Source organism: Alteribacter populi (assembly GCF_002352765.1).
GTDB classification, from domain to species: Bacteria; Bacillota; Bacilli; order Bacillales; family Salisediminibacteriaceae; genus Alteribacter; species Alteribacter populi.
This window is the reverse complement of the sequence record NZ_KZ293963.1, coordinates 2804250-2829963: the sequence shown is the minus strand read 5'-3', so window position 1 is coordinate 2829963 and position 25714 is coordinate 2804250. Positions and strand designations below refer to the sequence as shown.

At 41.9% G+C, this 25714-nt stretch carries 25 protein-coding genes; 21 read left to right on the top strand and 4 right to left on the bottom strand.

Translation table 11 applies throughout. The annotated features are described in order from the left end of the window. Positions 1 to 84 precede the first annotated feature (84 nt). From CDZ94_RS13385 to moaA, 4 genes are all read left to right on the top strand, one after another. Positions 85 to 456 (top strand): Na-translocating system protein MpsC family protein, encoded by a 372-nt coding sequence (locus tag CDZ94_RS13385; protein ID WP_096437846.1) that lies wholly within the window; start codon positions 85 to 87, stop codon positions 454 to 456. A gap of 93 nt (positions 457 to 549) precedes the next feature. Further along, positions 550 to 2901: an FdhF/YdeP family oxidoreductase gene (locus tag CDZ94_RS13380; protein WP_096437844.1), complete on the top strand. Its 2352-nt coding sequence runs from the start codon at positions 550 to 552 to the stop codon at positions 2899 to 2901. Between the two features lie 32 nt (positions 2902 to 2933). Beyond that, positions 2934 to 3749, top strand: coding sequence for a formate dehydrogenase accessory sulfurtransferase FdhD (gene fdhD, locus CDZ94_RS13375; protein ID WP_096437842.1), 816 nt, complete (start codon positions 2934 to 2936; stop codon positions 3747 to 3749). 22 nt (positions 3750 to 3771) lie between these two features. Continuing rightward, positions 3772 to 4803 (top strand): GTP 3',8-cyclase MoaA, encoded by a 1032-nt coding sequence (gene moaA, locus CDZ94_RS13370; protein ID WP_245415739.1) that lies wholly within the window; start codon positions 3772 to 3774, stop codon positions 4801 to 4803. 392 nt (positions 4804 to 5195) lie between these two features. Here the strand turns inward: moaA and CDZ94_RS13365 are convergent, their stop codons facing one another. After that, positions 5196 to 6731 carry an FAD-dependent oxidoreductase gene (locus CDZ94_RS13365; RefSeq protein ID WP_096437840.1) on the bottom strand — a complete coding sequence of 512 codons (1536 nt, stop codon included), beginning with the start codon at positions 6729 to 6731 and terminating at the stop codon, positions 5196 to 5198. A 208-nt stretch (positions 6732 to 6939) separates the two neighbouring features. Between CDZ94_RS13365 and mscL the strand changes: the two genes are divergently transcribed. The 10 genes from mscL (at position 6940) to CDZ94_RS21400 (ending at position 16834) form a co-directional block, all read left to right on the top strand. Beyond that, positions 6940 to 7431, top strand: coding sequence for a large conductance mechanosensitive channel protein MscL (gene mscL / locus CDZ94_RS13360; protein WP_096437838.1), 492 nt, complete (start codon positions 6940 to 6942; stop codon positions 7429 to 7431). Between the two features lie 210 nt (positions 7432 to 7641). After that, positions 7642 to 8409, top strand: a complete 768-nt coding sequence (gene pxpB, locus CDZ94_RS13355) for a 5-oxoprolinase subunit PxpB (protein WP_157812078.1) — start codon at positions 7642 to 7644, stop codon at positions 8407 to 8409. Continuing rightward, on the top strand, positions 8384 to 9151 hold the full coding sequence (locus CDZ94_RS13350) for a LamB/YcsF family protein (RefSeq protein ID WP_096437834.1): 768 nt from the start codon (positions 8384 to 8386) through the stop codon (positions 9149 to 9151). Before pxpB ends, CDZ94_RS13350 begins: the two co-directional genes overlap by 26 nt. Beyond that, on the top strand, positions 9148 to 10098 hold the full coding sequence (locus tag CDZ94_RS13345; protein WP_198546720.1) for a 5-oxoprolinase subunit C family protein: 951 nt from the start codon (positions 9148 to 9150) through the stop codon (positions 10096 to 10098). Before CDZ94_RS13350 ends, CDZ94_RS13345 begins: the two co-directional genes overlap by 4 nt. Before the next feature lie 109 nt (positions 10099 to 10207). Next, entirely contained in the window at positions 10208 to 10588 is a 381-nt protein-coding gene (locus tag CDZ94_RS13340) for a RidA family protein (protein WP_096437832.1), read from the top strand. Between the two features lie 356 nt (positions 10589 to 10944). Next, positions 10945 to 11145 (top strand): cold shock domain-containing protein, encoded by a 201-nt coding sequence (locus CDZ94_RS13335; protein WP_198520904.1) that lies wholly within the window; start codon positions 10945 to 10947, stop codon positions 11143 to 11145. Positions 11146 to 11648: 503 nt separating this feature from the next. Then, the gene (cshA, locus tag CDZ94_RS13330) at positions 11649 to 13139 is read left to right on the top strand and encodes a degradosome RNA helicase CshA (protein ID WP_096437828.1); all 1491 of its coding nucleotides are present in this window, start codon (positions 11649 to 11651) and stop codon (positions 13137 to 13139) included. Positions 13140 to 13451: 312 nt separating this feature from the next. After that, positions 13452 to 14267, top strand: a complete 816-nt coding sequence (locus tag CDZ94_RS13325) for a DUF6544 family protein (RefSeq protein WP_096437826.1) — start codon at positions 13452 to 13454, stop codon at positions 14265 to 14267. 176 nt (positions 14268 to 14443) lie between these two features. After that, a complete protein-coding gene (locus CDZ94_RS13320) occupies positions 14444 to 16246 on the top strand; it encodes a S9 family peptidase (RefSeq protein WP_096437824.1) in 1803 nt (600 codons plus the stop codon). Between the two features lie 450 nt (positions 16247 to 16696). Beyond that, a complete protein-coding gene (locus tag CDZ94_RS21400) occupies positions 16697 to 16834 on the top strand; it encodes a hypothetical protein (protein ID WP_157812079.1) in 138 nt (45 codons plus the stop codon). Positions 16835 to 17310: 476 nt separating this feature from the next. On the opposite strand, the gene CDZ94_RS13310 is transcribed toward CDZ94_RS21400, so the two are convergent. Beyond that, the gene (locus CDZ94_RS13310; protein WP_096437820.1) at positions 17311 to 20382 is read right to left on the bottom strand and encodes an efflux RND transporter permease subunit; all 3072 of its coding nucleotides are present in this window, start codon (positions 20380 to 20382) and stop codon (positions 17311 to 17313) included. Positions 20383 to 20762: 380 nt separating this feature from the next. Here CDZ94_RS13310 and CDZ94_RS13305 point away from each other — a divergent pair, with 380 nt between their 5' ends. The 6 genes from CDZ94_RS13305 (at position 20763) to CDZ94_RS13280 (ending at position 24014) form a co-directional block, all read left to right on the top strand. Beyond that, positions 20763 to 21041: a hypothetical protein gene (locus tag CDZ94_RS13305; RefSeq protein ID WP_096437818.1), complete on the top strand. Its 279-nt coding sequence runs from the start codon at positions 20763 to 20765 to the stop codon at positions 21039 to 21041. Positions 21042 to 21065: 24 nt separating this feature from the next. After that, on the top strand, positions 21066 to 21332 hold the full coding sequence (locus tag CDZ94_RS13300; protein ID WP_096437816.1) for a hypothetical protein: 267 nt from the start codon (positions 21066 to 21068) through the stop codon (positions 21330 to 21332). A 20-nt stretch (positions 21333 to 21352) separates the two neighbouring features. Then, on the top strand, positions 21353 to 21634 hold the full coding sequence (locus tag CDZ94_RS13295; RefSeq protein ID WP_096437814.1) for a hypothetical protein: 282 nt from the start codon (positions 21353 to 21355) through the stop codon (positions 21632 to 21634). Between the two features lie 63 nt (positions 21635 to 21697). Continuing rightward, complete coding sequence (locus CDZ94_RS13290; RefSeq protein WP_096437812.1) at positions 21698 to 21967, top strand: hypothetical protein; 270 nt, start codon at positions 21698 to 21700, stop codon at positions 21965 to 21967. A 14-nt stretch (positions 21968 to 21981) separates the two neighbouring features. Beyond that, positions 21982 to 22632: a DUF5819 family protein gene (locus CDZ94_RS13285; RefSeq protein ID WP_096437810.1), complete on the top strand. Its 651-nt coding sequence runs from the start codon at positions 21982 to 21984 to the stop codon at positions 22630 to 22632. 17 nt (positions 22633 to 22649) lie between these two features. Further along, on the top strand, positions 22650 to 24014 hold the full coding sequence (locus tag CDZ94_RS13280; protein WP_245415738.1) for a DCC1-like thiol-disulfide oxidoreductase family protein: 1365 nt from the start codon (positions 22650 to 22652) through the stop codon (positions 24012 to 24014). A 39-nt stretch (positions 24015 to 24053) separates the two neighbouring features. Here CDZ94_RS13280 and CDZ94_RS13275 read toward each other — a convergent pair whose 3' ends face one another. Beyond that, complete coding sequence (locus CDZ94_RS13275; protein ID WP_096437806.1) at positions 24054 to 24353, bottom strand: hypothetical protein; 300 nt, start codon at positions 24351 to 24353, stop codon at positions 24054 to 24056. A 1-nt stretch (position 24354) separates the two neighbouring features. Then, a complete protein-coding gene (locus CDZ94_RS13270) occupies positions 24355 to 24558 on the bottom strand; it encodes a helix-turn-helix transcriptional regulator (protein WP_096437804.1) in 204 nt (67 codons plus the stop codon). A gap of 267 nt (positions 24559 to 24825) precedes the next feature. Between CDZ94_RS13270 and CDZ94_RS13265 the strand changes: the two genes are divergently transcribed. Continuing rightward, positions 24826 to 25713 (top strand): helix-turn-helix domain-containing protein, encoded by an 888-nt coding sequence (locus CDZ94_RS13265; protein WP_096437802.1) that lies wholly within the window; start codon positions 24826 to 24828, stop codon positions 25711 to 25713. The last annotated feature ends 1 nt before the right edge of the window (position 25714 follow it).

Genomic DNA, 25714 nt, shown 5'->3' with positions numbered 1-25714 from the left:
TTATAATTAAAGTATTACAAAGTGCGACTTCCACCCTCTTTAAGTATTGAGGTGAAAATTTCAAAAAGATAGAAGGATGCGGCTATGAATAAATACGAAGCAGAGTTTAGTAATCTTGTGAGATCTTTTCGAAAACGCCATATGGGAAAAGGTCCACGCCAAATTAAAACAACATTTTGCCGCAATTGGGCGATTTCTGAAATGGAAGGAAATTTATCTCCTGTTGAAAAATTCATTGCAAATGCAGATGAGGGTAAACAAATGCTGAGAGCGGCTCGTACAGAAATGGTCAAAGATATGTATAGAAACCATCGACCGGTTGAGATGGAGGAATACCTAGGAGCAAATTTTGTAGATTTGTTTGTAGATATCGACATTGAAAAAGACTTTGGCATGTCTGTCTTTATTTTTGATGAAAACTTAGAGGAAAAGTTTGGTTCTGGACGTGAAAAGTAGCTGAATGAATTCAGCTAGCGAGTCGTTTGAATGCGCTTACATTTAAGGTAGAAGCCATGTAAGTTCTACAAATATTAAAAAGGGTGATTGAAAATGGGGAAAACAAAACATCAAGGGCCAATGAAGCTTCCAAAGACGCCAGATCCGAAACATTGGGTCAGCATGGTTCCCTTTGGACTTGGTAAAGTTAAACCGAAGCATATTCGCGATACGATGAAGGTTGTTTGGGAGAACAAAGACAATCTCCCGTATGCGTCGAGGATTTTAACACAAGGTGTGTGTGATGGCTGTGCATTAGGGGTTGCCGGTCTTTACGACCAAACGTTATCCGGTCCGCATCTTTGCACGACACGCTTAAACGTGCTCCGGTTAAACACAATGCCAGCGATCAAAGATGATGTGCTGTTTCAAGACGTCGATGAGCTGAAAAAAATGAACAGCTCTGAGCTTCGTCAATTAGGGCGAATTCCTTACCCGCTTTCTCGCAAACCAGGTGAAAAGAAGTTTACGAGAATATCATGGGACGAAGCACTTGACAGGGTAGCAGGGAAAGTGAAAAGTATTGATCCAAAGCAGCTTTCCTTTTTCTTAACGGCACGCGGTATTACGAATGAATCGTACTATGCGGCGGCAAAAGCGGCTCGCTTTATCGGAACAAACAACATCGACAATGCGTCCCGTATTTGTCATTCACCGAGTAAAACGGCCCTTAAACGTTCATTAGGTATAGGGGCTTCAAGTTGTAATTATCAGGACTGGATCGGTACGGACGTTCTTGTTTTCTGGGGATCTGTAGCCTCGAACAACCAGCCCGTATCCACTAAATATATGTATGCGGCAAAGCGTAAAGGGACGAAAATCATTATGATTAACCCATATCGAGAGCCGTCCATGGATGAATATTGGATTCCGTCGATTCCAGACAGTGCATTGTTTGGAACAAAGCTGGCTGATGATGTTTTCCAAGTGAACATTGGGGGCGACATTGCCTTTATGAATGGAGTCATGAAACATTGGTTTGAAATGGAAAAAGAAAACCCTGGATCGGCAATCGATCACAGTTTTATTAATGAACATACTAACGGCTTTACAAAGCTCAAAGCTCATGTGGAAAAACAAGATTGGCAGACACTTGAAAAGTCATCCGGTCTTACAAAAGCGAGGATGCTAGAGTTTGCTCAACTATTAGCTAAATCGAAAAGCGGTGTGTTCGTTTGGTCGATGGGTCTTACGCAGCACCGTTTTGGAACTGACAACATCTCTCAAGTAGCCAACCTCGCGATGATGCGCGGGTTCCTTGGTCGGGAGCATTGTGGTGTGATGCCGATTCGAGGACACTCTGGCGTGCAAGGGTCTGGGGAAATGGGGGCGGACCCGTTCGTTCTTCCTGGTGGCGATTTTGACGAGCAAAACCGTACGCGAATACAGAAGCTTTGGAAGTTTGACATTCCAGAGTGGCAAGGGGATATCGTCGGTGTTTCGTTAGAGAATGCGGTGCTTCCTGAAGATCACCAACGAAAACTAAAAGTCTTCTATACGTCAGGCGGCAACTTCCTCGAAACGATGCCAGACCCTGATTTTGTAGAAGAGTGCTTAAAGAACGTCGACATTCGCGTTCACCAAGATATTATTTTGAACACGTCAACGTTAGTGGATGCTAAAGAAGAAGTCATTGTTCTTCCAGCGGCCACCCGTTATGAGCAGGAAGGCGGCGGAACGTCTACTTCCACAGAACGAATGGTCTATTTTTCACCTGAAATTAAAGGCCACCGTATTGAAGAAGCCCGGGCGGAATGGGAAATTTATGTCGATCTTGCCAAACGAGTTAAACCTTATAAGTCAGAGTTGATCGATTTTCAAAGTACCCAGCAAATCCGTGACGAAATTGCGTTAGCTCACCCATCTTATGATGGAATTCAACACTTAAAAGAAAAAGGTGATGTGTTCCAGTGGGGAGGTGCCTGGTTGTTAGAAGGTGGCAATTGTCCAACCGAAGATGGAAGAGGAAACCTGCTTCCAATAGAAATACCAGAGCTGCGTAAACCAGAAGGACACTTCTATGTGACGACTCGTCGTGGTAAGCAGTTCAACTCGATGATTTATAAGGATACTGATCCTAACAACAATGCTGATCGTTTTGATATCCTTTTAAACGAAGCGGATGGAAAAGAGTTAGCCATTCGCGAAGGGGAAGCGATCGTTGCTTATAACAAATTCGGTGTTTACCATGGGCGTGCGAAGTTTGATCAGACACGTCGTGGCAACATCCAGGTCTATTGGCCGGAAGGAAACGTCTTGATCCCGAAAGGTGTCTACGAGCAATACGCAGGTATTCCGGAGTACAATACCGCTGTTGTCGTGGAAAAAGCAGAAACGTTCCACGCGCAAAAAGACACAAAATATGTAGAGCGTCGAATTGATGAGCTTGAAACGGAAATAAGCTAAAGTGGAAATTAGTTTGAGAAGGAGCCAAATCTATGGGCGATGTAATGAACAATCAACCAATCTTAAAATATGAAAGTGGTAAGCTTATAGAAGCCGAAGACATGGTCGCAAATGAAAGTGCCTTAACCGTTCAAGTGAATGGTGAAGAATTTGCTACGATGGTTTGTACACCATCTCATATGGAAGAACTAGTGATGGGCTTTCTAGCGTCAGAAGGGCTGATTCGTTTGCCAAATGAGATTGATTCGTTATCTATCGATAAGGATAAAGGCTTCGCTTATGTAATACTAAAAAACAAAAAAATTTCCTCTGCTAATTTCGTCACAAAGCGAGTGATTGGCTCGTGCTGTGGGAAAAGTCGTCAGTTTTATTTTCATAATGACATGAAGACTGCGAAAACGGTGACGACGAAAACGACGATTACCCCGGATCAATGCATCGCTCTTATGAAAGCGATGCAGGATGGGTCATCTGATTTTCAAAAAACAGGAGGGCTTCATAACACCGCCCTATGTTCTAAAAACGAGGTGCTTGTATCGCGTTCTGATATCGGTCGTCACAATGCCTTAGACAAAATCTACGGTCATTGTATGTTCCATCAAATTTCGTTGAAAGATAAAGTAATTGCATTTAGTGGCAGAATATCATCTGAAGTGTTACTTAAAGTGTCGAAAATCGGCGCAGGCATTTTGTTATCCAAGTCTGCGCCTACTTCCTTGGCTATTGAGCTCGCCGATGATTTAGGTATTACCGCAGTTGGGTTTATTCGTGGCAATCGTTTCAACGTCTATTCGCATCCGGAGAGAGTGATCAACTTGAATGACAATGATTGCAGCTCACAAGGCTAGAAAAAGAGAAAGGAGTGGTTCCGTGCAGAAGCGAACGCAAGAAGTCTATGACTCGTTGTCTCGCCCGTTGAAGGATTTAAGAATTTCAGTGACAGACCAATGTAACTTCAGGTGCTCTTATTGCATGCCTGCAGAAATCTTTGGCCCTGATTTTCAGTTTCTCAAACAGGACGAGCTGCTTTCATTTGATGAAATCACTCGCTTAGCACGACAATTTGCTAAACTCGGAGTGGAAAAAATCAGAATTACTGGTGGGGAGCCGCTTCTTCGCAAAGAGCTCCATCTACTCATTGCGGAGCTGAAGAAAATAGACGGAATCAAAGACATTGCCTTAACGACTAACGGCGTCTTTTTAGTGAAGCAAGCTGAGAAACTTAAAGAGGCCGGCTTGGATCGAATAAACGTTAGCTTAGACGCTATTGAAGATCGGGTCTTCCGAAAAATGAATGGGCGAAACGTACCTACAGCACCCGTGTTAAAAGGAATTGACCGTGCTCAAGAGGCAGGTTTGGATATAAAAGTGAACATGGTAGTTAAAAAAGGAGTAAATGAGTCGCAAATTATTCCGATGGCACGTCACTTCAAGGGCTCAGGTGTGATCCTTCGATTTATCGAATTTATGGATGTTGGAAACACAAACGGCTGGAATTTTCAAAGTGTCGTGACAAAAAAAGAAATTGTCGAGAAAATCGATGAAGTTTTTTCTTTAGAACCTGCCGATGCGAATTACTTTGGAGAAGTCGCCGACCGTTTCCGCTACACAGATGGAGATGGAGAAGTCGGTGTGATTTCTTCAGTATCCGATTCTTTTTGCTCGAGCTGTACGAGAGCTCGGCTTTCTGCAGATGGAAAATTATTCACTTGTTTATTTGCCCAGCGAGGAGAAGATTTACGCTCTGTGGTACGTTCTCAAATGGAAGACGCTGAGCTTTTTGATTACCTCATTTCCTTATGGAAAGATCGTGATGATCGCTACTCTGATGAGCGTACTGAAGAAACTGTAAAAGCGAAGCAAAACGGACCGAAAATTGAAATGTCATATATCGGTGGGTAGGTGCTATGCAGTAGTACTCGGCATTTACCGCATGGCACTTTACTGAAAAAAGTGTAGCTAAACCGAGAGTGCTATTTTATTGCACAGATTACGGCCAACTACACAGGATATCTTTTTTTAGCGCGCTTTTAAACACAATTCAATTAGGCTACTGTCTCTAATGCGTTTTATTGCGAATGAATCGTTCACTTGCTAGTTTCAGGCCATTATCTTGCCATGTAGGCGTATGCTACTTATTCAGCAGCCTCTACGTAACATCATTTGACTTGAAAAAACGCTCAAATAGCAACAAACTTTACGAAAACAGCCATTTAATAAAAGCGGCATGGTGGTCTTTTTGATTAACTAATTAAAGAACAGCAATCGAAACGATTGCTGTTCTTTTTGTACCTTTATTTTGCGTTATTGTCCCCTTCAACCTTTTTAAGTGGTTTCGTAGTAGGGCCTTCAATAACATTCCCATCGATATCGTAACGAGAGGCGTGACATGGGCAATCCCATGTTCGTTCACCGTCGTTCCATTCGACTTCACAGCCCATGTGCCTGCAAGTGGTATCTACCAGATGAAGCTGGCCATCCTGATCTCTGTAGCCACCCGCTCGCTTTCCATTCACGGTGACCACACTGCCTTCATCTACTTTTAAGTCTTCTGGTTTACGACGAACCAATTCGATTTTCCCTTTGATAAGGTGCTTGGCAACATCTGCATTTTCTTGTACGAGCTTTTTTAGGCTTGGATCGGCGTAAAAACGGTGCGGCGTGAATAATTCACGATACGGATTTTCTTTTTCTAAAATGGCATCTCGGATCATTTTTGCTGCATTTGTGCTGTTCGTCATTCCCCACTTGCGAAAACCAGTGGCGATAAAAATATTCTCTTGATTCTCGGTTAAGTGACCGACATATGGTAGTTTATCCAACGTTATGAGGTCATGCGTTGCCCACCGGTAAGCAATCTCTGCGTCGGGAAAGAGTTCATGACTGAATTTTGCTAAAGCTTCATAGTGCTTGGATGTATTGATTCCTTGCCCGGTTTTGTGTTTTTCGCCGCCAATGATCATCAGGTTTTCGTTCCCTAGTGGAGTAAAGCGAATTGAGCGTTTCGGGTCCTCAGCGCTAATATACATACCGTCCGTTATTGGCTTTTTCGTCTTAACCCCTAGTGCATAGGATCGTTCTCCATACATACGGGCAAAGTAAAACCCTCTTTTATCATAGAAAGGGAAATGAGTCGCACATACGAGGTAGCTGCACGTAATTTTATGTCCTTCTCGTGTAATTACTTTTGGATTATCTCCAGTTGCTACATCACTTGCCGTGGTATTTTCGTGAATCTTCCCACCTTGTTTTATAAATTCATCGATAAGAAAACGCAGGTACTTCACTGGGTGAAATTGGGCTTGGTTACGAATGGTGATTGCTCGTTTAACAGAGAATGGGAGAGAGGTTTCATCGACGAGTCCACCTTCTATTCCAAGCTGCTCGTAGGCCTGGTCTTCTTTTTTCAATTTTTCAATGTAAGTATCATCGTTTGTATAAACATAAGCATCCTGTTGGCTAAAATCACAATCGATTTGATTTTTAGAGACAAGATCACGGATGAATGCGAGTCCTTCCTCATTTGCATCATAATAATGGCGCGCTTTTTCCTTGCCAAAATGTTGGATAAATTCATCGTAAATCAGCCCGTGCTGCGAGGTAATTTTTGCTGTTGTATGTCCAGTAGTACCATTCATTAATGTGGTTGCATCTATTAATACGACGTCTTTACCTTCCTTTTGCAATAAATAGGCTGTAGTAATACCTGCGATACCACCACCGACAATCGCGACATCACACTTTGTATCTTCTGATAGGGAAGGGAATTCTGAATTTTGACTGTCTGCACGCCAATATGGTTCTGGAAACTGCGGCATATTTATTTCCATTTAGAGAGCCTCCTAACATTCTTATATAATACAGTTAACTTGTCCTACTAGACTTAAAACATGTATTTTAATTGAAGTTAGACTTTTCGGAAAATGTGTACTGCACACTGGGTAAAGAATTGAGTTAGTGGGATCATTTTCACACATATTAAACGCAATAGGACATACCTTTGATAGTACGAGATTGACTAGAAAGAGGTCATAAACTATGGCGTTTTTTAAAGGACTAAAAGAATTTGCAATGCGTGGCACTGTCATTGATATGGGGATAGGTATTATTATTGGTGCTGCTTTTGGAAAGGTCGTCAGTTCATTTGTTTCGGATATTATTATGCCTCCTGTTGGACTTTTACTTGGAAGTGTCGATTTTTCTAATCTGTATGTAAACCTTTCTGGCGGGCATTATCGTTCTTTAACAGAGGCCCAGGAATCCGGTGCAGCGACAATTAACTACGGTGTTTTTATTGAATCGGTTCTTCATTTTATCATTATCGCTTTTGCCGCATACTTTCTTATCTTGCAAATGAATCGGATCCGCCGTTTGCCGGTAGAAGCGACACGTTCGAAAACGTGCCCATACTGTTTTTCGGACATTCCACTGCGAGCGCTGAAATGCCCGAAATGTACAACCATATTGGAAAGGAAAGAAACCCAAGCTCCCAGTAGAGAGGAAGTAAGATACAGAGTGAATATACGTTAATAAGCTGAAAGGAAAAGTGTGTCTCAAAAGGTTCATGTTGAATCTTTTGAGACACACTTTTCTTTAAGCGCAAAATCCTGACTCATCCCACAATTTTACACAAAATTGTGCGGGGACAGTCCCCTGAACGAAGTCGCTTGAACGAGTGCATGAACGTGGGATTTGATAAGATAAGGGGAGGTGCTTATTTTCTTGGAAGGGGTGATGGTGGTGACTAGATTTGACAAGGTACAGCCTTTGGGAGAAAAGGCGGTTCGAGTTGGCTTTCGGGAGAAGGTGTCTGAAGAGACGAATCGTGTGTTACGAGCATTTTGCAAGGTATTGGAGGAGGAGGGGCACCCGGGAATTGTTGAGTGGGTTCCTGCTTATACTTCCCTGACGATTTATTACCGGCCTCATATGATGGGTTATGAAAACATGCTCGACTTAATAGATGAGCTTTCCTTACGTGTTTCTGATATTGAACTGCCACCTGAGCGAGTAGTTACCATTCCAACGTTCTATGGTGGAGAGAGAGGACCGGATTTGCAATCACTTGCTGCTTACCATTCCATAAGTCAGGAAGAGGTAATCAGGATACATTCGCAAAGGAGTTACCTTGTGTACATGCTAGGTTTTGCTCCAGGTTTTCCTTATTTGGGCGGCCTTTCAAACAAACTTCATACCCCGCGTCTGGACAAGCCGAGACAAGGAGTTCCAGCAGGATCTGTAGGAATTGCGGGTGAACAGACGGGAATATATCCATTAAAATCCCCCGGAGGTTGGCAACTTATTGGTCACACTCCAGTCAGGCTGTTTGATTCAAGAAAAGAAGACCCGTTTCTTATTCGCGCAGGTGATCGGCTCCGCTTTAAACCAATTATCGAAGAAGAATATAAAGAACTATGCAAGAGAGCGGAAAATGGGGAAATCGTTGCTCTGTACAATTCAGAAGAGGAGGAGGGGTTTACTTATGAAACACCGGATCGACTTAAATAGTGATTTAGGAGAAAGCTTTGGTAATTATACAATTGGTCAAGATAAGGAAGTTTTATCTCTTGTAAGCTCTGCTAACATTGCATGTGGTTATCATGCTGGAGACCATAATGTAATGCATGAGACTGTTAAAAAAGCAGCTGACAATAAGGTTGGTCTTGGTGCGCACCCTGGTTTACCTGACCTCGTTGGATTTGGCAGAAGATACATAGAAGTAGATGCTGATGATGTATACAACATGGTTGTTTATCAAGTGGGAGCATTGCAAGCCTTTGTTACCATCCGCGACACGAAGCTGCAACATGTGAAACCGCATGGCGCGTTATTTAATATGGCAGCAAAAGACCCTGTCATAGCTCAAGCTATCGCAAAAGCTGTTCAAGATGTAGATTCCTCTCTTATTTTATTTGGGCTAGCAGGAAGTGAATTGATTAAAGAGGGAAGAAAGCGGGGCCTTCACGTTGCACAAGAAGTCTTTGCTGACCGAACCTACCAGCCCGACGGAACACTTACCCCGCGTACACAACCGAATGCCGTGATACATGATGAAGATGAGGTCGTTGAACGAACGCTGAGAATGGTCCGAGAAAAGATTGTGCGAGCTGAAGACGGAAGTGAAATTTCGATTCAACCTGACACGATTTGTGTACATGGTGACACTCCTCAGGCACTTACATTTGTCACACGTCTTAAAAATGAACTCTTGAAAGCTGGTGTTGATATTAAGCGGGTGGGAGAACGATGATAATGGAAGGTCTTGAAGTATTAAAACCCGGATTATTAACTACGGTTCAGGATCTTGGGCGTCATGGGTACCAGCAGTTTGGTCTCAGCCCATCTGGAGCTATGGATGAGTACGCGCTTCAAGTGGCAAACATCCTAGTCGGAAACGATCGAGCAGAAGCAGCACTTGAAATGACGATTATGGGAACTTCTTTTAAGATGCACGAAGACTTAGTCGTTGCGTTTACAGGTGCCGACTTGCAACCACATATCGACAATGTTCCCGCTTTCATGTGGAAGAGCTGTCATGTGAAGGCAGGACAGCAAATTTCCTTTCGCCAACCTATAGATGGCGCTAGGCTTTACATGAGTGTGGCTGGCGGTTTTGCACTACCAGAAGTGATGGGGAGTAAGTCAACCGCGTTGCGAATTGGAATTGGCGGGCTTGACGGTCGCGAGCTGCAAAAAGGAGATGTGCTGAAAGTAAATGGCGGAAAAGATCATGTACGCGGAAAAAGGAAACTGATTCCTTCAGCTACTCCTCATTACGAAAAAAACACCACTGTTCGCGTTATTGTCGGACCTCAAGAAGATGCATTTACTGAAGAATCTTTGGATACTTTTTTCTCAGAAGTATATAAAGTTACCCACCAGTCTGATCGGATGGGGTACGGTCTAGAGGGAGCAAAACTCAAACACAAAATTGGAGCGGACATTTTATCCGACGCTATCGCTCCTGGTTCAATTCAAGTTCCCGGAGACGGAAAGCCGATTATTTTAATGGCGGACCGGCAAACGACAGGAGGATACACGAAAATAGCGAACATCATTAGTGTTGATTTGCCCAGGGTTGCGCAAGTACCACCAGGAGGGACAGTCTCATTTGAACGAGTGAGTGTGGAAAAAGCACAGGAGCTAGCGCGCAAACAGGAAAAGTTCCTTACACAACTAGCTGTTTATTGTAAATGATTTTCGTATGAGAGGGGACTTGCTCGGAATATCAGAACCTGTCCATATTTTGATGTTGACTTATGCTAAAATAAAAGGTGACTACATATCGAAAGCGGAGGGATTTTTAATGAAAATTCAACCAGTACAAACGTCAAACGCACCCAATGCGATTGGCCCTTATTCACAAGCGGTTACAGTAAACGGCATGGTTTATACTTCTGGACAAATCGGTTTAGATCCCGAGTCAGGGGAAATGGTTGAAGGGGTAGAAGCACAAACTCACCAAGTCATGAAAAATGTCCAAACTGTGCTTGAGGCGAGTGGCAGCTCCCTGTACCAAGCGGTAAAATTAACGATTTTTTTACAAGATATGAACGATTTCGCAACGGTAAATGAGATTTATGCTTCTTATTTACGTGAGCCTTTTCCTGCGAGAAGTGCTATTGAAGTAGCAAAACTTCCGAAAAACGCATTAGTCGAAGTGGAAGCTGTCGCTATTCAAGGATAGAAAGCCTTTAATGGCATAGATTGTTGTTTTTGATTTATAAAACGAAAGAGCGAAAGGCGGCGACTCTAGCGGGAAAAGCAACAAGGGTCTTCTTGCGACGAGGAACCGCAGGAGCAGCTGAAGACCCCGCAGGGTGGTTTCCATGAGGAAGCTGAAGCTGTTTTTAATAAAAGACCGTTAGGCTGTTTTTATTAATAGCAAAATTTGCTTTTCAAAAACTGACATGATATAGTGAAGAAGATTGAAAATCTGGAACATCGAAAAACATTTTTTCCGGCCTCGTAAGGATTTTGGAGAAAGATGGTTTTGCGGTATTCAGTTTTCACGAATTTTCTTTTCTTTAAAGGAGGCCGTCAATTATGACAGGTAAAGTAAAATGGTTCAACTCTGAAAAAGGTTTCGGTTTCATCGAGCGTGAAGACGGAGACGACGTATTTGTACACTTCTCTGCGATCCAAGCTGAAGGTTTCAAAACTCTTGAAGAAGGTCAAGAAGTTGAATTTGAAATCGTTGAAGGCGACCGTGGACCACAAGCTGCAAACGTTGTACGTCTGTAATACAACTCGATTCCAATAGGAATGAACGGGCATATTCCAACGTATAGGGAATATGCCCTTTTTAGTACCTTCAAGAATAGATAGAACACAGCTTCGTCTATACTATTATTAGGTGTTCGAAGGCGAGGAGAACCAAATTCAGGAATACTAGGAGCACACCGGTTAAAGCCGTCACTTTCGTGTTCAGGGTTTCTTAAGTTATGGTTGTCGGAACTTTTGGGTATTGTAAGTAAATGTAATTTCGGCTCTGCCATTCCTTAACAAAGCTCGGTCCAAACCGGGTTTTCTTTATGCCCTTTAATGGGGCGCCAAAGATGTAAAATTTAGTAGCTAATAATATAGGATAGATCTCGCTCAAGTGAGCATAACTGGATATTAGAAGCTTCTCTTAAGGAAAAGAAGAGAGCTGTTTATTATATAAAAGTGGATGTTCAAAAAGTTTAGGGTTTTTGTCGTCTTTTTTGAACTAAAAAAATAAGAATTAATAAAGGAGTTCGGTTTTTTTGACAGTTTTTGCAGAATTAAATATTCAACCGATGATATTAAAATCACTAGATCAAATGGGGTTTGAAGAAGCGACCCCGATTCAAAAGCAAGTACTTCCGATCGCAAAGACCGGTAAAGATGTGATAGGTCAAGCCCAAACAGGTACAGGTAAAACAGCCGCTTTTGGAATTCCACTCATTGAAAAAATGGAGCAGGAAACCAAACACCCTCAAGGTATTGTGTTAGCCCCTACTCGTGAGCTCGCTATTCAGGTTGCAGAGGAATTAAATAAAATTGGCCGATATAGTAGCGTCCGTGTATTACCAATTTATGGTGGACAGGAAATTTCACGACAAATTCGCGGACTGAAGAAGAATCCGCAAATTATCGTGGCAACACCAGGGCGACTGCAAGATCACATGAGAAGAAAAACGATTTCACTAAGCAACATCAATACAGTGGTATTAGATGAAGCCGACGAAATGCTAAGTATGGGCTTTGTTGAGGAGATTGAGGAAATTCTTGAATCTGTCCCAACTGAGCGACAAACGTTGCTGTTTTCAGCGACAATGCCACCACGACTGAAGTCAATCCTTAACAAGTATATGAACAACCCGGAACAAATCAGTGTGAAATCAAAAGAAATGACAGTTGAAAACATCGACCAACGCTATGTTGAAGTAAATGAGCAAAAAAAATTCGATACGCTTTGCCGACTCATTGATATTCACTCTCCAGAGCTTGCGATCATTTTCGGCCGTACGAAGCGTCGTGTAGATGAGCTTTCCGATGCATTGTTCCAAAGAGGGTATGAAGTCGAAGGTATCCACGGTGACTTGCCGCAAAACAAGCGTGATAAGGTTATTCAAAAGTTTAAACAAAAACGTATTGAAATCCTCGTTGCGACAGATGTTGCTGCTCGTGGTCTTGATGTGAGCGGTGTGTCTCACGTGTTTAACTTTGATTTGCCTCAAGACCCTGAAAGCTATGTACACCGCATTGGTCGTACTGGGCGAGCAGGAAAACACGGCATGGCGTTTTCATTTGTAACACCACGTGAGAAAGAGCATGTAAATGTGATTGAAAAAACGACGAAGAAAAAAATGACATATGAGAAAGCACCTTCACGTCAAGATGCTAATGTCGGACGGCAACAACAAGCTTCTGAACAGCTTCTTGAAGTTGTAACAGGTGGCGATTATGCAGATCTTACAGATAAAGCGGAAGAATTACTTGAGAATTACGACGCTGTAACGCTTGTGTCTGCTGCTATGAAAATGGTAAGCAAAGAGCAAGCTGAAGTGAAAGTAACTCTTACAAGCGAACCGCCAGTCAGAATCAAGCGAGGTAAAGGTCCTAAAGGAAAAGGTGGAGGATCCTACCGTGATGGCGGTAGAAACAACAACCGTCGCCAACGTTCCGGTGGAAAAGATCAAGGTCGCCGCGGCAATCGTTCGGAAGGTCGTAAGAAAGAATTTTCTTTCGCCGGTAAACGACGAAAAAAATAATCGGGAAAACCTTATAACAAGCTGTTAAATCCTTTGTATGGTTTTTCTCCAAACAAACACTAACCATGGGCTGTGAAATCAGTTCATGGTTTTTTTGTACTTTAAGAAGGTTTGGTGAAAAAAACGGTGGAAGCAATTACCGAAGTTCCAGCAACAGCGGTTTTAAAAAAAGTAAGTGGATCGGCCCTTTTAGGGTGGCTTTTGTATGAGGGAACCACCTAAGCTGTCGATTCAGTTAGCTTTCTTTATGATTTTTTCTGCAGTACAATGGGGGTAAGATGAGATACTGAGATTGAAATGAGGGAAAGTCAAATGGAACAAATACTTTCTGATATCGTGGTTGTACTAGTCGTTGCATCGATCATTTTTTTGGGAGTGCTCCTTATTAGCAATTGGGTGTTCCTAAACCAATTTAGAGAAGATGTGCTTAAACTAAAAAACATCACAGAAGAGACGAATCAAGAGACAAAACGGCCAGCAATAGTGGAGCGTTACTTAGAACGGGTAAATGCAGAGCAAGAGCTTAATTATAAACAAGCTTTTGTTACGCACATAGGGTTTTGCCGGCTGAAAACAGATCAGAAATGGACGCCAGTAAAAGGAGAACAATTTTTCAGAACAGATGAACCGTCCTTTACTTGGATGGCTTTCCTGAAAATAAATCCAGTCGTACGTATGAATACGATCGAAAAGCGATTAGCTAACGAAGCAAGCATTGTGACAAGGTTATGGTCTTTTCTACCTGTGACTAAACAAGGAGGTCCTAAAGTAAGTCAATCACTTGGACTTCGTTACTTGTCTGAGATCCCATGGTTCCCACAGGCTATCATTCATAATTCGTCGATCACTTGGGCTGAGGTGGATGAGCGGCACGTTAAAGCAACCCTTCGAAACGGAAGTGAAGAGGATACGGTCATATATACTTTTAATGAGGACGGCCTGATTGAAAAAATGACCTCCGAAGGCCGCTACCGAAACGACGAAAAAGAAAAGTGGTCCGTGCACTATACGGGTTATCAAACGATCCATGGCGTAACCGTCCCATACCAAACGGACTCGTTCTGGCATTTGGCAGAAGGCGATTTTCACTATGGACGAATTCACCTGAAAACCGTACATTACGAATAGCAATGATCTAAAAAGCATGTGTTCCTTACTGGGGGTGACATGCTTCTTTACATACTTGGATGAAAAGTCGATAATTCAGGGCTTCAAAAGTGAATATTTACCAGATGTCGCTTTTGTGGTAAACTTTTAATGTCGGAATTTTCCGACTCAAACTGCATATAAAAGGAATGTTTTTTATGAATTTTGCTGATCCGACAGTGGAACAATTTTTTCAAACATATACGATATCGAACTTCACCGTCTCTGATGATGAGAAAAGAGTGCTTTTTTCAACAAATTTAAACGGAAAAATGAATGTGTGGGCAATGGATTTACCGAATGGATTTCCTTATTTATTCACTCATACAGAGCAGTCTTGCCAATTTTTAAAGGAGGACCCTAACAAAAAGTTTGTCTTGGCAGGGTTTGATCATGATGGGGATGAGAATTACCATTTATACGCTGTTCCATATAAAGGTGGAAATAAGAAAAAGCTGATTGAAGCAGATAAAGAAGAGAAGTATTACTTTGCTCATTTAAATCAAGAAGGAAACCATCTTTATTATGTGACGAGTAAAGGAAACCCAAGCTTTCTAAACGGATACCGCTTTAACATTGAAAGCGAGTCGGAAGAGCTTTTATATGAAGGGGCACAAGGGCCGACATTTATTAATACGGTTTCACTAAACGAAAGGTATGTTGTTTTGCAACAGTTACTTGCGAACACATATGTTATCGGTTATTTATTAGATACACAAACAGGTGAAAAAGTTACGCTTAGTGAGGACCCGGAACGTGTTCATGTCTTTAACCATAGTATCTTTGTATCTGATACAGAGCTTTTGTATGTGACGAACGATAGATCTGAATATGCCTACATTGCAAAATATGATATTTCTACAGGTAAACATAGCAAATACCTCTCTTTAAAAGAGGAAAGTGTCGAAGGGATCGAGTGGCATAAAGAGTCAGAAACGTTGTATTTATGGACAGAGAAAGGTGTAGAGGATCATCTGTATTCTTTAAAGAAAGACAATGATAGCCCAGTACGCCTTGATAGCCCATTAACTGCTATTGAACAAGTGAAGGTTGGAAAGAGTGGGCAGGTTTATATTCTTGGGACCAGTGCAACGGAGCCTACAAACTTATATCGTTTAGAAAAGAATAATAAATGGAGAAAACTCACTGAAAATAAAGTACTAGGTATTGAAAAGGAAGAGCTGGTAGAGCCGGAAGTTGTGACTTATCCATCTTTTGATAAAAAAGAAATTGAAGCGTTATGGTTTAAAGCGAAGCCTGAACAAGACAACGGACACGTGATTTTTTGGCCGCACGGGGGTCCACAAGCGGCCGAAAGAAAAACATTCCGTGCCATGTTCCAATGCATTTTAAACCAAGGGTATTCTATTTTTGCTCCTAACTTTCGAGGAAGCACAGGGTACGGTTCTTCATTTGTAAAACTTGTTGAACAAGACTGGGGAGAAGGGCCGCGTCTTGATTGTGTTGCAGGGGTTGAGTGGTTATTTGATACGAATAAATGTGACAAAGACCGGTTATTTGTACTTGGAGGCAGCTATGGTGGCTATATGACGTTGTTACTTGCCGGAAGACATCCTGAATACTTCCGGGCAGTGATTGATATATTCGGTGTATCGAATTTGTTTACGTTCGTCAATTCTGTTCCAGACCATTGGAAACCAATTATGGAGCGTTGGATTGGTGACCCAGAGCGTGATAAAGAACGATTTGAAAAGGATTCACCGGTGACGTATCTTTCTACGATGACCAACCCAATCCTCGTTATCCAAGGAGCGAACGATCCAAGAGTAGTAAAAGAAGAATCTGACCAAATCGTCGATGCACTACAAAAACAAGGAACGGCTGTTGATTACCTCGTGCTAGACGATGAAGGGCACGGATTTTCCAAAAAAGAAAATGAAATTAAAGTGTATAAGGAGATTTTGGATTTTTTGGAAAAGCATCGCGTACCAGGAAAATAAAAGCCGAAAAAAGCCTGGATGGAGTCCAGGCTTTTTCAAATTGAACGTTATTATTTAGGCTCTATACTGAATGTTGTGGTGGGGATTGGCACATGCAAGATTAACCCATTCCTTAAAAAAGGACAAAAAAATAGCATCGAATCCACTCTCTTTGATAGTCTAAAGTCACCACAACCAGACTGTAAGCGAGGGATTCAAGTGCAACCTAAATTTATCATAAACTTATTAGGGATTTAAGACCGATATGTAGATGTATGGGATTCAGGAGAAGGTGGCTTTTGGTTTGAGCTTCGGACGGAGGTTCGTATGCAACAATGCCCGAAGTGCAAGGCCAAAACCAAGAAGGTTCACGGGTACCGAGACCAGCTTTTTCAAGGGACCCGGCTCGGGCGGAAGGCGGTGACGCTTTCCGGAGACCTGTCTTTTACTCAGGCAGGAAGGATAACGGGAATGAGTTCTTCACGGGTCATCCGTCTTTTTGATAAGCATGAAATACCAAAGCGCCGTGTTCTTCCGTGTGCGATTGCACTGGATGAGTTTAAAGAGATGCAGGGGGCGAACGCTTCCAAACGGTCATTGTGGATGTAGAGGCAAAAGAGATCATTGATGTTCTTCCGGACAGACGAACCGAGACCATTCAGTCTTACTTTAAAGACTGTGATGTAGAGTGACAATAAAGTTATTTAATTTTAGAACCTCAAATATGCATAGCCCCGTCACGATTTTAGGACGGGGTTAAAAAAGTTGTTTAATTTTTGATGTTCATCCCCTATAAGGGGAGGCTTTTATTCCTTATTGATTTTCAAGTACACTTGAATTTTCATTCTTTTTAACTGGTTTACTTAGCTGCGGACTCCTTCTTCATGAACTCATCTGTATTATGAAGATAACCAACATATTCCTGTTGGGCTCTACTAGGCTTTGCTATTAATAATGATATAACTACACAGAATATCCCTGATATAGGAAAGCCCCGTTACCTATTAAACGATTAATGCTTTAAAGTCCAACATAAGGATACATGAACGCCCCTGTTACATACGTGATAGGGGCGTTATTGAGGTCTAACCAGTATGTTTCATGTTTTCCATCTCACTTTGGTTTCCTTTTTGGCGTTTTCGGTTAAAGAATCGCTTTGGCCATCCAATGATATCCTCCATAATCATGTAAACCGCAGGGACCAAAAACAAAGTAATAAGGGTTGAAAACAGTAGGCCAAAGATAATGACCACAGCCAGCGGGACCTGGAAGCTGCTTGAACTTCCTGTGGCTATCGCAAGAGGAAGCATTGCCGCTGCAGTAGCAAAAGTAGTCATAAAAATAGGTCTCATACGGTTTTTACCCGCTTCTTCAAGTGCCTTTGCTCTGTTCATTCCTCCCTGCCTTAATTGTTTCGTCCGATCGATAAATAACACGGAGTTATTTAGCACAATCCCCATTAGTATAATAATTCCCATAGCTGACATGAGGTTCAAATCCATTTGGGTAATAAACAGCCCGAGTAAAGCCCCGGTAATGGCAAAAGGAACTAGAGACATTACCACCAGTGGATGAATGAGATGATTAAATTGAATTGCCAGCACCAGATATACAAGAAGAACAGAGAGAACAAAAATATAGAAAAGCTCTATAAACATATCCTGCTGATGTTCAATCTCCCCTCCAAAAGAGTACCCATACCCTGCCGGCATTTCATAGGAATCAAGGATTTCCTTTATATCAGAAGAGACCGATCCCAAATCCCTACCTTCAAGACCCGCCATAAGAGTAACAACATGCTCTCCGTCCCTTCGGCTGATGGTCTCTGGCACTTCTTCATTTTCTAAAGAAATAAACTCACCTATCTCCACATTCCCTTCTGAAGTGTTAATAGTTGTTTCTAAAAGTTCTTCACTGCTTTGAATCGATGTATGATTAGCGTAGTATACAGGCATTTCATTTCCGCCTATGTTTAATGTGAAGCCGTTAAAATTGTAAAATTGATCTTCCAGGATGGGATAGAGTTCATTTGTGCTCAGGTTATAGTCACTCAAGGCCTCTTTATTTGGTACCACGATTGTTTCTACCTCAAAATCACCCATGGAGTGGTGAAGACCTGAAATTCCTTCAACCCCCTTTAGCTCATCTTCCAAATCTATGGCAATGGATTGAAGACCGGAAAGATCTTCACCTTGAATTCGAACAGCAATTGGATGTCCGCCGCTGCCGGCATCAACGGCAAAAGCAACTGTGTCAACCGGGTAATCCGATTCCAACGTCTCCAGATGATCCATGACTGCTTTGTTTACGTCCCCCTGCGGAAGGGTTACAGCGTCGTCACGTGTCATGTTAATTAAAACATAAAGACTTTTTTCATCAAGTGTCAGCACGCTATAATTATCCACATCCGGTACATCCGTTAAGCCCAGGTGGATCGCCTCTGCAATTTCTTCTACCTCTTCTTGAGTGACATCATTCTCCAGATCAATAATGATTTCCGACTGTCTGTCCAACAAATCTGGAATAACGCTGGTAGGAATGAATGGAATTAACACAAAAGATGTAATAAAGATAAAGAAGAATCCTGTGGATACCGTCCAATAGCGCCATTTTCGGAAAGTCATCCATTCTATGAACAAACCGTATGTTTTAGTGATCCTGCTTTCTTTCATTTTTGTTCTTCTATCACGGTGTTTTAATATTTTGGCTGCAAGAACCGGGATAAGCGTAAATGACACGAGACATGAACTAAGTAAAGTCAGAACAATAACGACGGATAAGGCAAGGATAAACTTTCCTAAATCGCCACTTAAAATCCCGATCGGTAAAAATACAACTACTGTCGTTAACATGGAAGAAATAACAGCCGTGCTTACCTCTTTTGTACCCTGGAGTACAGCCTCTGTCCGTTCATATCCAGCTTGGAGTTTCCGGTATATAGACTCTAAAATCACAACAGTTGAATCTACCATCATTCCTATCCCCAACCCAAGGGCGATCAGGGTAATAATATTTAAGCTGTACCCAAAAACGTACATAAAAGTGAGGGTCAGTAAAATCGAGAGCGGGATCGATACAGCAATAATAGATGTAGCTTTTACGTTTCGCAGAAACGCAAACAAAATAACCAGTGACAACAGACCTCCGATTGCAACATTGATTTGAATATCAGAAAGAGAATTCGAGACCATATCCGCTGCCACAAAAAACTCCTGTAACTGAGCCTCCCCGAGTATGCCTTCCTCTTTCATCTTTTCTACTTCTGTTCTGACCGTACGGGCAAGAGCAACAGGTGTCGTATCGTCAGAGCGGTCAATCGACACACTTATAAAATCACTTCTCCCGTCTTTCCACGCTGTTGTTTGTGTTTCACTTTCATCCACACTTACCTCTGCGTAATCTCCAAGTTCACTGATGCCGTTTTCTGAAAGGATTTCAAAAGACTCAAGAGCATTTAAATCCTCAAACGTCTGATTCCATCTTAACCGCGGCGATCCCTCTTCTTCAGGCAGCCGGCCGATCGCCACACTTCTCTCCGCTTCCGTCAAGTGCTGTGTGATCGTTCGTATACTGAGTCCTTCCTCCTCCAGCGCATCCTCATCAAAAGTAAGCGTCACTTCTGATTCCGGAGCTCCCGTAATGCTTACATTCCCAACTTCTGTTAACCCCATTAAACGGGGTTTGATTACGTTCTCCGTTAATTCTCCCAACTCTTCAATACTCGCGTCACCGTAAAAATCATAAAACATATCGCTGCCGCTGGTTGTGGTGAATAAAAAGGCACGTGCATCCTCAAGGGGTGTCAATTGACTTACAAGTTGTGAAAGGCCCACCTCCACCTCTTTTATGACCTCTTCTCCTTCGCCTTCAGTAAGCGTCAGCTGAAGGTTCGCCTGGCCGAGTGTCGTCGTCGATGTGAAAGACTCGATCCCTTCGACCTGAGAGATCCACTCCTCAACCGGGCTGGTTACACTCGATTCCATGTCAAGAACATTTAACTCGCCCCCATCCAGCTGAACTGCCGCAATATCCATCGTGATATTAGGCATCATTTCCAGTTCCAGACTTCGAAACGCGAAGACCCCCGTTAATACAATCAGTATGGAAAATAACCCGACAACGATCTTCCGATTAAGTAAAAATGCTAGGCTTTTCATTTTTCCCCTTCTCTCTTAAAGTTTTTCCACACAAAGGCGTATATTCCATTTAAAACCATTAATTTATAGACATTGTAATAAATAAACGACTTTTTGTAAAGTTAATTTAACAAAAAGAATGAAATATATGACATTACATAGTTTCAATCACCTCATAAACAAGCTGAAAACACTTAAAAACCGGCTGGGTTCACCGTTGTTTTATAACGGAGCGGCATAAATTATTAGGGTTCTAATAAGGTATTTAGATTGTTTTATAGTTTTATTTTTGGTTACAGTTCTCTAATTTCCCATAATATAGAAAGAATATTTGGTATACTCATAATTGTTAAAAAGTAACCATGGACTTTTTTAACAATTATTTTTAGGAGGGATCTTTCATGAAAAAAGGAATCGTAACATCTGCACTTGCTGTCACAATGTTGTTTGGAGGAGCTACGTATAGCTCTGCTGCTGCCGGAACAGCGGACGTTGAGGAAAAGTCCATTGAGCTTTCACAGGTGGAAATTCAAGAGGATGTTCAGCCGGAATTCTGGGCAGCTCTTGGACGCGGTGTTGCCTGGGGCGTTGGCTGGGCTGTTGGTGAAAATGCCATCGGAAGTAGCTCTTCAACCGCTGAAGCCGATTATGAAAAGGTTAAATCCGCTTTTGACCTTTAATTCCCGGAAGTAAGGGTGAATCAAATGAAAAAAAAGGTCATCTCAACAGCTATGGCTATGACAATTGTTTTGGGAGGAGCAACGTACAGCTCCGCTGCTTTCGGATCCGCACCTGAAACCGAAGGGTCTGTCCCTGTCATTCAGGAAGACTATGAAACCGGTGCTACTCCTACAATGTATTCATTTATAACCGGTCCGCCGTCTCATCAGCTGATCTTTCATTCCGGTCAGTCTCTCGAATTAAAGGCTGCTATCGAATATGAAAAGATGAAAACAGCTTTTGACCTTTAAAGGAAAAGGAGGAATTCAGGATGAAAAAGAAGGTTGCATCTTCAGCGTTAGCGTTAACGGTTTTATTTGGAGGAGCTACATACAGCTCGACGACTGTAAGCGCATCAGATATTGAAGAAAAATCTATCTATACCACCAAGGTTCACGTTCAGGACGAGTATGAACCTCAAGTATGGGCAGCTCTTGGACGGGCAGCTGTAAGCGGGTTGGGGTTTGCTATTGGCTACAATGCCGCGAGTGGCCCTTCAAGCAATGATGATGTTTATGATTATGAAGACGTAAAGAAAGCCTTTGACCAGTAAAACCCATCTAGCATGCAGGAAAATCTCCTGCATGCTAGTAACTTAAATTAGGAGGAGTCCGAGATGAAGAAAATCGCCTCTTCGGCTTTGGCTTTAACAATGATTCTGGGCAGTGCGACATACAGCTCGGCCACTGCTGAGCCCGTTGTGGATGAAGAGCATTTTAATATTGCATCCTTCCAAACGTCAGAGGAAATTACACCTGATAATTTTATTGCCACGTTCCTGGGCAAACAGGTTGGAAAGTACATTGGGGATAAGGTTTTCGGAGCATACTCCGAATCCGATCTTCTTTACAGTTATGAAGAGATTGTTAAAACCTTTGATCAGTAAGGCAGGGGATTATCTTGATAAAAAAAATTATTGGTGTTTTTCTGTGTACCCTGTTCGTCAGCCATTTTTCAATAACATTACTCTATAACAGCCCCTCCAATCCTGTTCAGGCAAAGAATCAACCGGTTATCAATACGTATATGAATCCACTGTTTGAACAAAATTGGCGACTGTTTGCCCCTGACCCCGTCACAACAACAACTCACTTTCATGTGAAAGCGAAATTAGGAGACCGGGAAACAGAGTGGATCGACCTGATTAACTATATGGTAGATAAAAACTATCAAAACCGGTTTACCCCGTATAATGCGATGCTCCGAATCCCAAGAGGGGCCTGGCAGCTCCCAAACTACCAGGATGATGCAGTAAGAGAAATTCTAAGAAAGATTGATCGCGGGGAGTTAGAGGAAGAAGGATACGAAGATTTATTGGAAAATGCCCAGCAGGAAGAGCTCCAGGAAAGATCCATTGATATCATAAACCGTTTTGCTGAAGCTCATTTAAGCAGCATTTTCCCTGAAGAGGATATCATTGAATTTCAAGTACTGATTACTGAAATACAGCCGGTTCCTTTTTCTGAAAATGGAAACCTGGACTATGTGTTAAAAGAAAGTCATTACAACTTGGAGTGGGTTGAATCGCAAGGGGTTCTGCCGATGTACTAAGCAAAGAGGTGATTATTATGATTGAAAAAATCAGGTCTGTGTACCGGATAAAACATATGCTGATCGGAGCGAGCCTGTTACGAATTGCATTTGGATTTATCATCATTTACAACTATGCCATTCATTACTCCCAGCGTCACTTTTTGTGGGGCGCAAATGGTGTAGTCGGATACTCTCCTTATGAGAGCCTCTCTGTCTACTCATTAAATACGTCCCCCCTTGCCTTTGATATCTTGTTCCATATCGGGACTCTTGTGGCTGTCGCATTCACAGTCGGATTTAAAACCAGGCTGACTGCCATTTTAAACTTTATCTTTGTGTGGTCTTTAATGGAGATAAACGGGTTGGTACTGGACGGCGGCAGCAACATCTCGCGGATCCTCCTGTTCTATTTGATCTTTGCCACTACAGCTGCTTATTTTTCAGTGGATTCTCACCTAAAAGAAAACAAAGAGAGTAAAACAGTTGATAGGAACGCCTTTTCATTACGGGTTCTTGTACATAACCTTGCTATCCTTGCCTGTCTGGCGCAAGTCTGCATTATGTACTTTACATCAGGCTTGCACAAGGCGATGGGGGGGCTTTGGCAGAACGGAACGGCAATCTATTACATTTTGCAGGTTGAAGAATTTACACATCCATTTTTCGCGAATTTAGTGTTATCTTCTGACCTGTTGCTTGTTATCGGTGCATATTTCACCATCGTTGTACAGCTTGCTTATCCATTTCTGCTTACAAACCGGTATACCAGGTACGCCGCCATGGCGGGAGTCATCAGTATGCACCTGGGAATTGCTGTGGTGATGGGGCTATTTACTTTTTCTTTTATTATGATCGCAAATCAGATGCTTTTCCTAAAAGACAATGAATACAAATCTCTCTTTAAATTCGTAAAAGAAAAAAGAGCGAAATTTACTAAGAACAAACAAACAGCACTCACCGGCCGGGGAAAAACGGATGCCGACCTGACAGCCGGTGCTCAAATAAGTCCGATTATCGTCTTATATGACGGCTGGTGTCCGTTTTGTAACAAAAGCATTCAAACATTTAAAAAGCTCGACTGGCGCGACCGGGTATCGTTTACTTCTTTCAGGGAGCCGGGGATCGCAAAGCAGTTTGGTGTAGAAGTTGCTTCCCTTGAAAAACGAATTCACTCCGTCCAGCGCTCTACGAACACCGTGGAAGAAGGCATTAACAGCATAAACAGGATCTGTAAAAACGTACCTCTTCTATGGTTTCTCGTTCCCATGCTCAGCTTTTCTTCCATGATTGGTCTTGGCCAGCCGGTTTATGACTGGATAGCCAAGCGCCGTACTATCTTTCCTACAGGTGGCTGTGAAGAAGACAGCTGTGAAATGCCTTTGAGTAAAAAAAACCAGTAGTTTAAATAGAAAAAGGACGGTATACACCGTCCTCCCCCTTTACACTCGCCGCAGCAAAAATAAATAACCTGATGAGACGATACTTTGGATAAAAAATACCACCATAATGAAGTAAATGTAGTCTTCCTGAGCAAGTACTTCGACACTTCTAACCAGGATCGCACCGAGGATTATGCCGACGACGAGAATATAATATGAGGAATTTTTAACTCTGAGCAATAACAACTGCCCTCTTTCATCTTTAGCTTCTATTTTTCGTTCAAAAGATATTTTGTACATTTCAGAAGCAATAACCAGGAGTGCAAGGACCGTCACACTTACAGATAAAATCGTTTCCATGTTAGTTTTCCTCCTTATATTCAAAAACGTCTAAAATTGATTTTTCAAGGGCATTTGATATTTTAAAAGCGAGTTCCAGAGAGGGGTTATACTTTTCTTTCTCTAAAGCAACAATGGTTTGACGACTGACACCGACTTCTTTGGCCAACTGTTCCTGAGTCCATTTCTTATGAGCCCTCCAAACGCTTATGTGATTATAAAGCATTTTTTACCTCCATAGTTAGGTTAAGATAAGGTAATTGTAACAAATAAACGACTTTAAGTAAAGTTTATATTACAAAAAGTCGTAAAAACATTACATTTTTCTAATATTTAACTATCTGGGGTGTAAAGAAACAATCAGACTAGTACTAATGGATTATTTATCCTTCTCACACTAGTCTTAGTTTGAGTGAAATTTCAATATTTTGCTATAATCATCTTACTGACGATACATTTTTTTACACTTTCAGAGTGTGAAAGGGGAAGTAAGATGGAGCTGATTGGAAAGAGGATCCGGGAGGCAAGAGCAAAAAATCAATTAACACAGGCTCAACTGGCAAATGGAATCTGCAGCCAGGCTCAAGTCAGTCACATTGAAAAAGGCGCATTAACCCCTTCTGCGGTTGTTCTCTATGGTATAAGTAAAAAACTTGGTGTTGATATGAATTACTTCTTTAATATAGGTACCGATGATAAAAGACAGGGGAATCCCACTTTCAAACATATCCAATCCATTGTTGATAATCTTAAGGATCTGAGAGATTACAAGTCTCTCAGCCTTATAATTGAAAACGCCATGGTAGATATGGAATCGAAAACGAGTCAGGAAAAACAATTTTTGCTGTGGCATAAAGCTATATGTTTGTATTACGTAGACAATGATTTTTTCAGCGCGGAAAGATTATTAATGGAGGCACTGGCATTGACAGACAGTCAGCATCTGCAGGTCTCGGAAATTGAAAACAGTTATGCCATTATCCTGGCTCAGGAAAAAAAGCATGAAGAAGCACTGGATCTCTTTCATTCATGCCTTCAGGGATCTCGTCGTAAGGGGACGATCAGCCGGGACATTGAAGTAAAGATATTATTCGGTCTTTCCCAGTCCTTAACTCATCTTGAGCTTTATAGCGATTCGCTTTTTTACAGTAATCAAGCCATTACAATTAATATACAAAGAAAATCTATGTACCTCCTGGTAGAATGCTACTATCAATCCGGATTTAATCTTTCGCAGCTGAATAAATATAACGATGCACTGGAGTTCTTAAATAACTCTTCTTTTATATTTAATATACAGAAAAATGAAAAGCTCGTTGATATTGTCGAGGAGCGTATACGTGAAATAATACTATTTAATAATTTACAAGGAGTCGAATAGA

Coding starts and splice junctions, on each gene's coding strand:
- CDZ94_RS13295 (WP_096437814.1), top strand. CDS start 21,353: ATGAAAAAGAAGGTTGCATCTTCAGCGTTAGCGTTAACGGTTTTATTT.
- CDZ94_RS13265 (WP_096437802.1), top strand. CDS start 24,826: ATGGAGCTGATTGGAAAGAGGATCCGGGAGGCAAGAGCAAAAAATCAA.
- CDZ94_RS13325 (WP_096437826.1), top strand. CDS start 13,452: ATGGAACAAATACTTTCTGATATCGTGGTTGTACTAGTCGTTGCATCG.
- CDZ94_RS13320 (WP_096437824.1), top strand. CDS start 14,444: ATGAATTTTGCTGATCCGACAGTGGAACAATTTTTTCAAACATATACG.
- CDZ94_RS13380 (WP_096437844.1), top strand. CDS start 550: ATGGGGAAAACAAAACATCAAGGGCCAATGAAGCTTCCAAAGACGCCA.
- CDZ94_RS13350 (WP_096437834.1), top strand. CDS start 8,384: ATGAAACACCGGATCGACTTAAATAGTGATTTAGGAGAAAGCTTTGGT.
- CDZ94_RS13270 (WP_096437804.1), bottom strand. CDS start 24,558: ATGCTTTATAATCACATAAGCGTTTGGAGGGCTCATAAGAAATGGACT.
- CDZ94_RS13300 (WP_096437816.1), top strand. CDS start 21,066: ATGAAAAAAAAGGTCATCTCAACAGCTATGGCTATGACAATTGTTTTG.
- CDZ94_RS13385 (WP_096437846.1), top strand. CDS start 85: ATGAATAAATACGAAGCAGAGTTTAGTAATCTTGTGAGATCTTTTCGA.
- CDZ94_RS13290 (WP_096437812.1), top strand. CDS start 21,698: ATGAAGAAAATCGCCTCTTCGGCTTTGGCTTTAACAATGATTCTGGGC.
- fdhD (WP_096437842.1), top strand. CDS start 2,934: ATGGGCGATGTAATGAACAATCAACCAATCTTAAAATATGAAAGTGGT.
- CDZ94_RS13305 (WP_096437818.1), top strand. CDS start 20,763: ATGAAAAAAGGAATCGTAACATCTGCACTTGCTGTCACAATGTTGTTT.
- CDZ94_RS13310 (WP_096437820.1), bottom strand. CDS start 20,382: ATGAAAAGCCTAGCATTTTTACTTAATCGGAAGATCGTTGTCGGGTTA.
- CDZ94_RS13280 (WP_245415738.1), top strand. CDS start 22,650: ATGATTGAAAAAATCAGGTCTGTGTACCGGATAAAACATATGCTGATC.
- CDZ94_RS13365 (WP_096437840.1), bottom strand. CDS start 6,731: ATGGAAATAAATATGCCGCAGTTTCCAGAACCATATTGGCGTGCAGAC.
- CDZ94_RS13275 (WP_096437806.1), bottom strand. CDS start 24,353: ATGGAAACGATTTTATCTGTAAGTGTGACGGTCCTTGCACTCCTGGTT.
- CDZ94_RS13340 (WP_096437832.1), top strand. CDS start 10,208: ATGAAAATTCAACCAGTACAAACGTCAAACGCACCCAATGCGATTGGC.
- CDZ94_RS21400 (WP_157812079.1), top strand. CDS start 16,697: ATGAGTTCTTCACGGGTCATCCGTCTTTTTGATAAGCATGAAATACCA.
- mscL (WP_096437838.1), top strand. CDS start 6,940: ATGGCGTTTTTTAAAGGACTAAAAGAATTTGCAATGCGTGGCACTGTC.
- CDZ94_RS13345 (WP_198546720.1), top strand. CDS start 9,148: ATGATAATGGAAGGTCTTGAAGTATTAAAACCCGGATTATTAACTACG.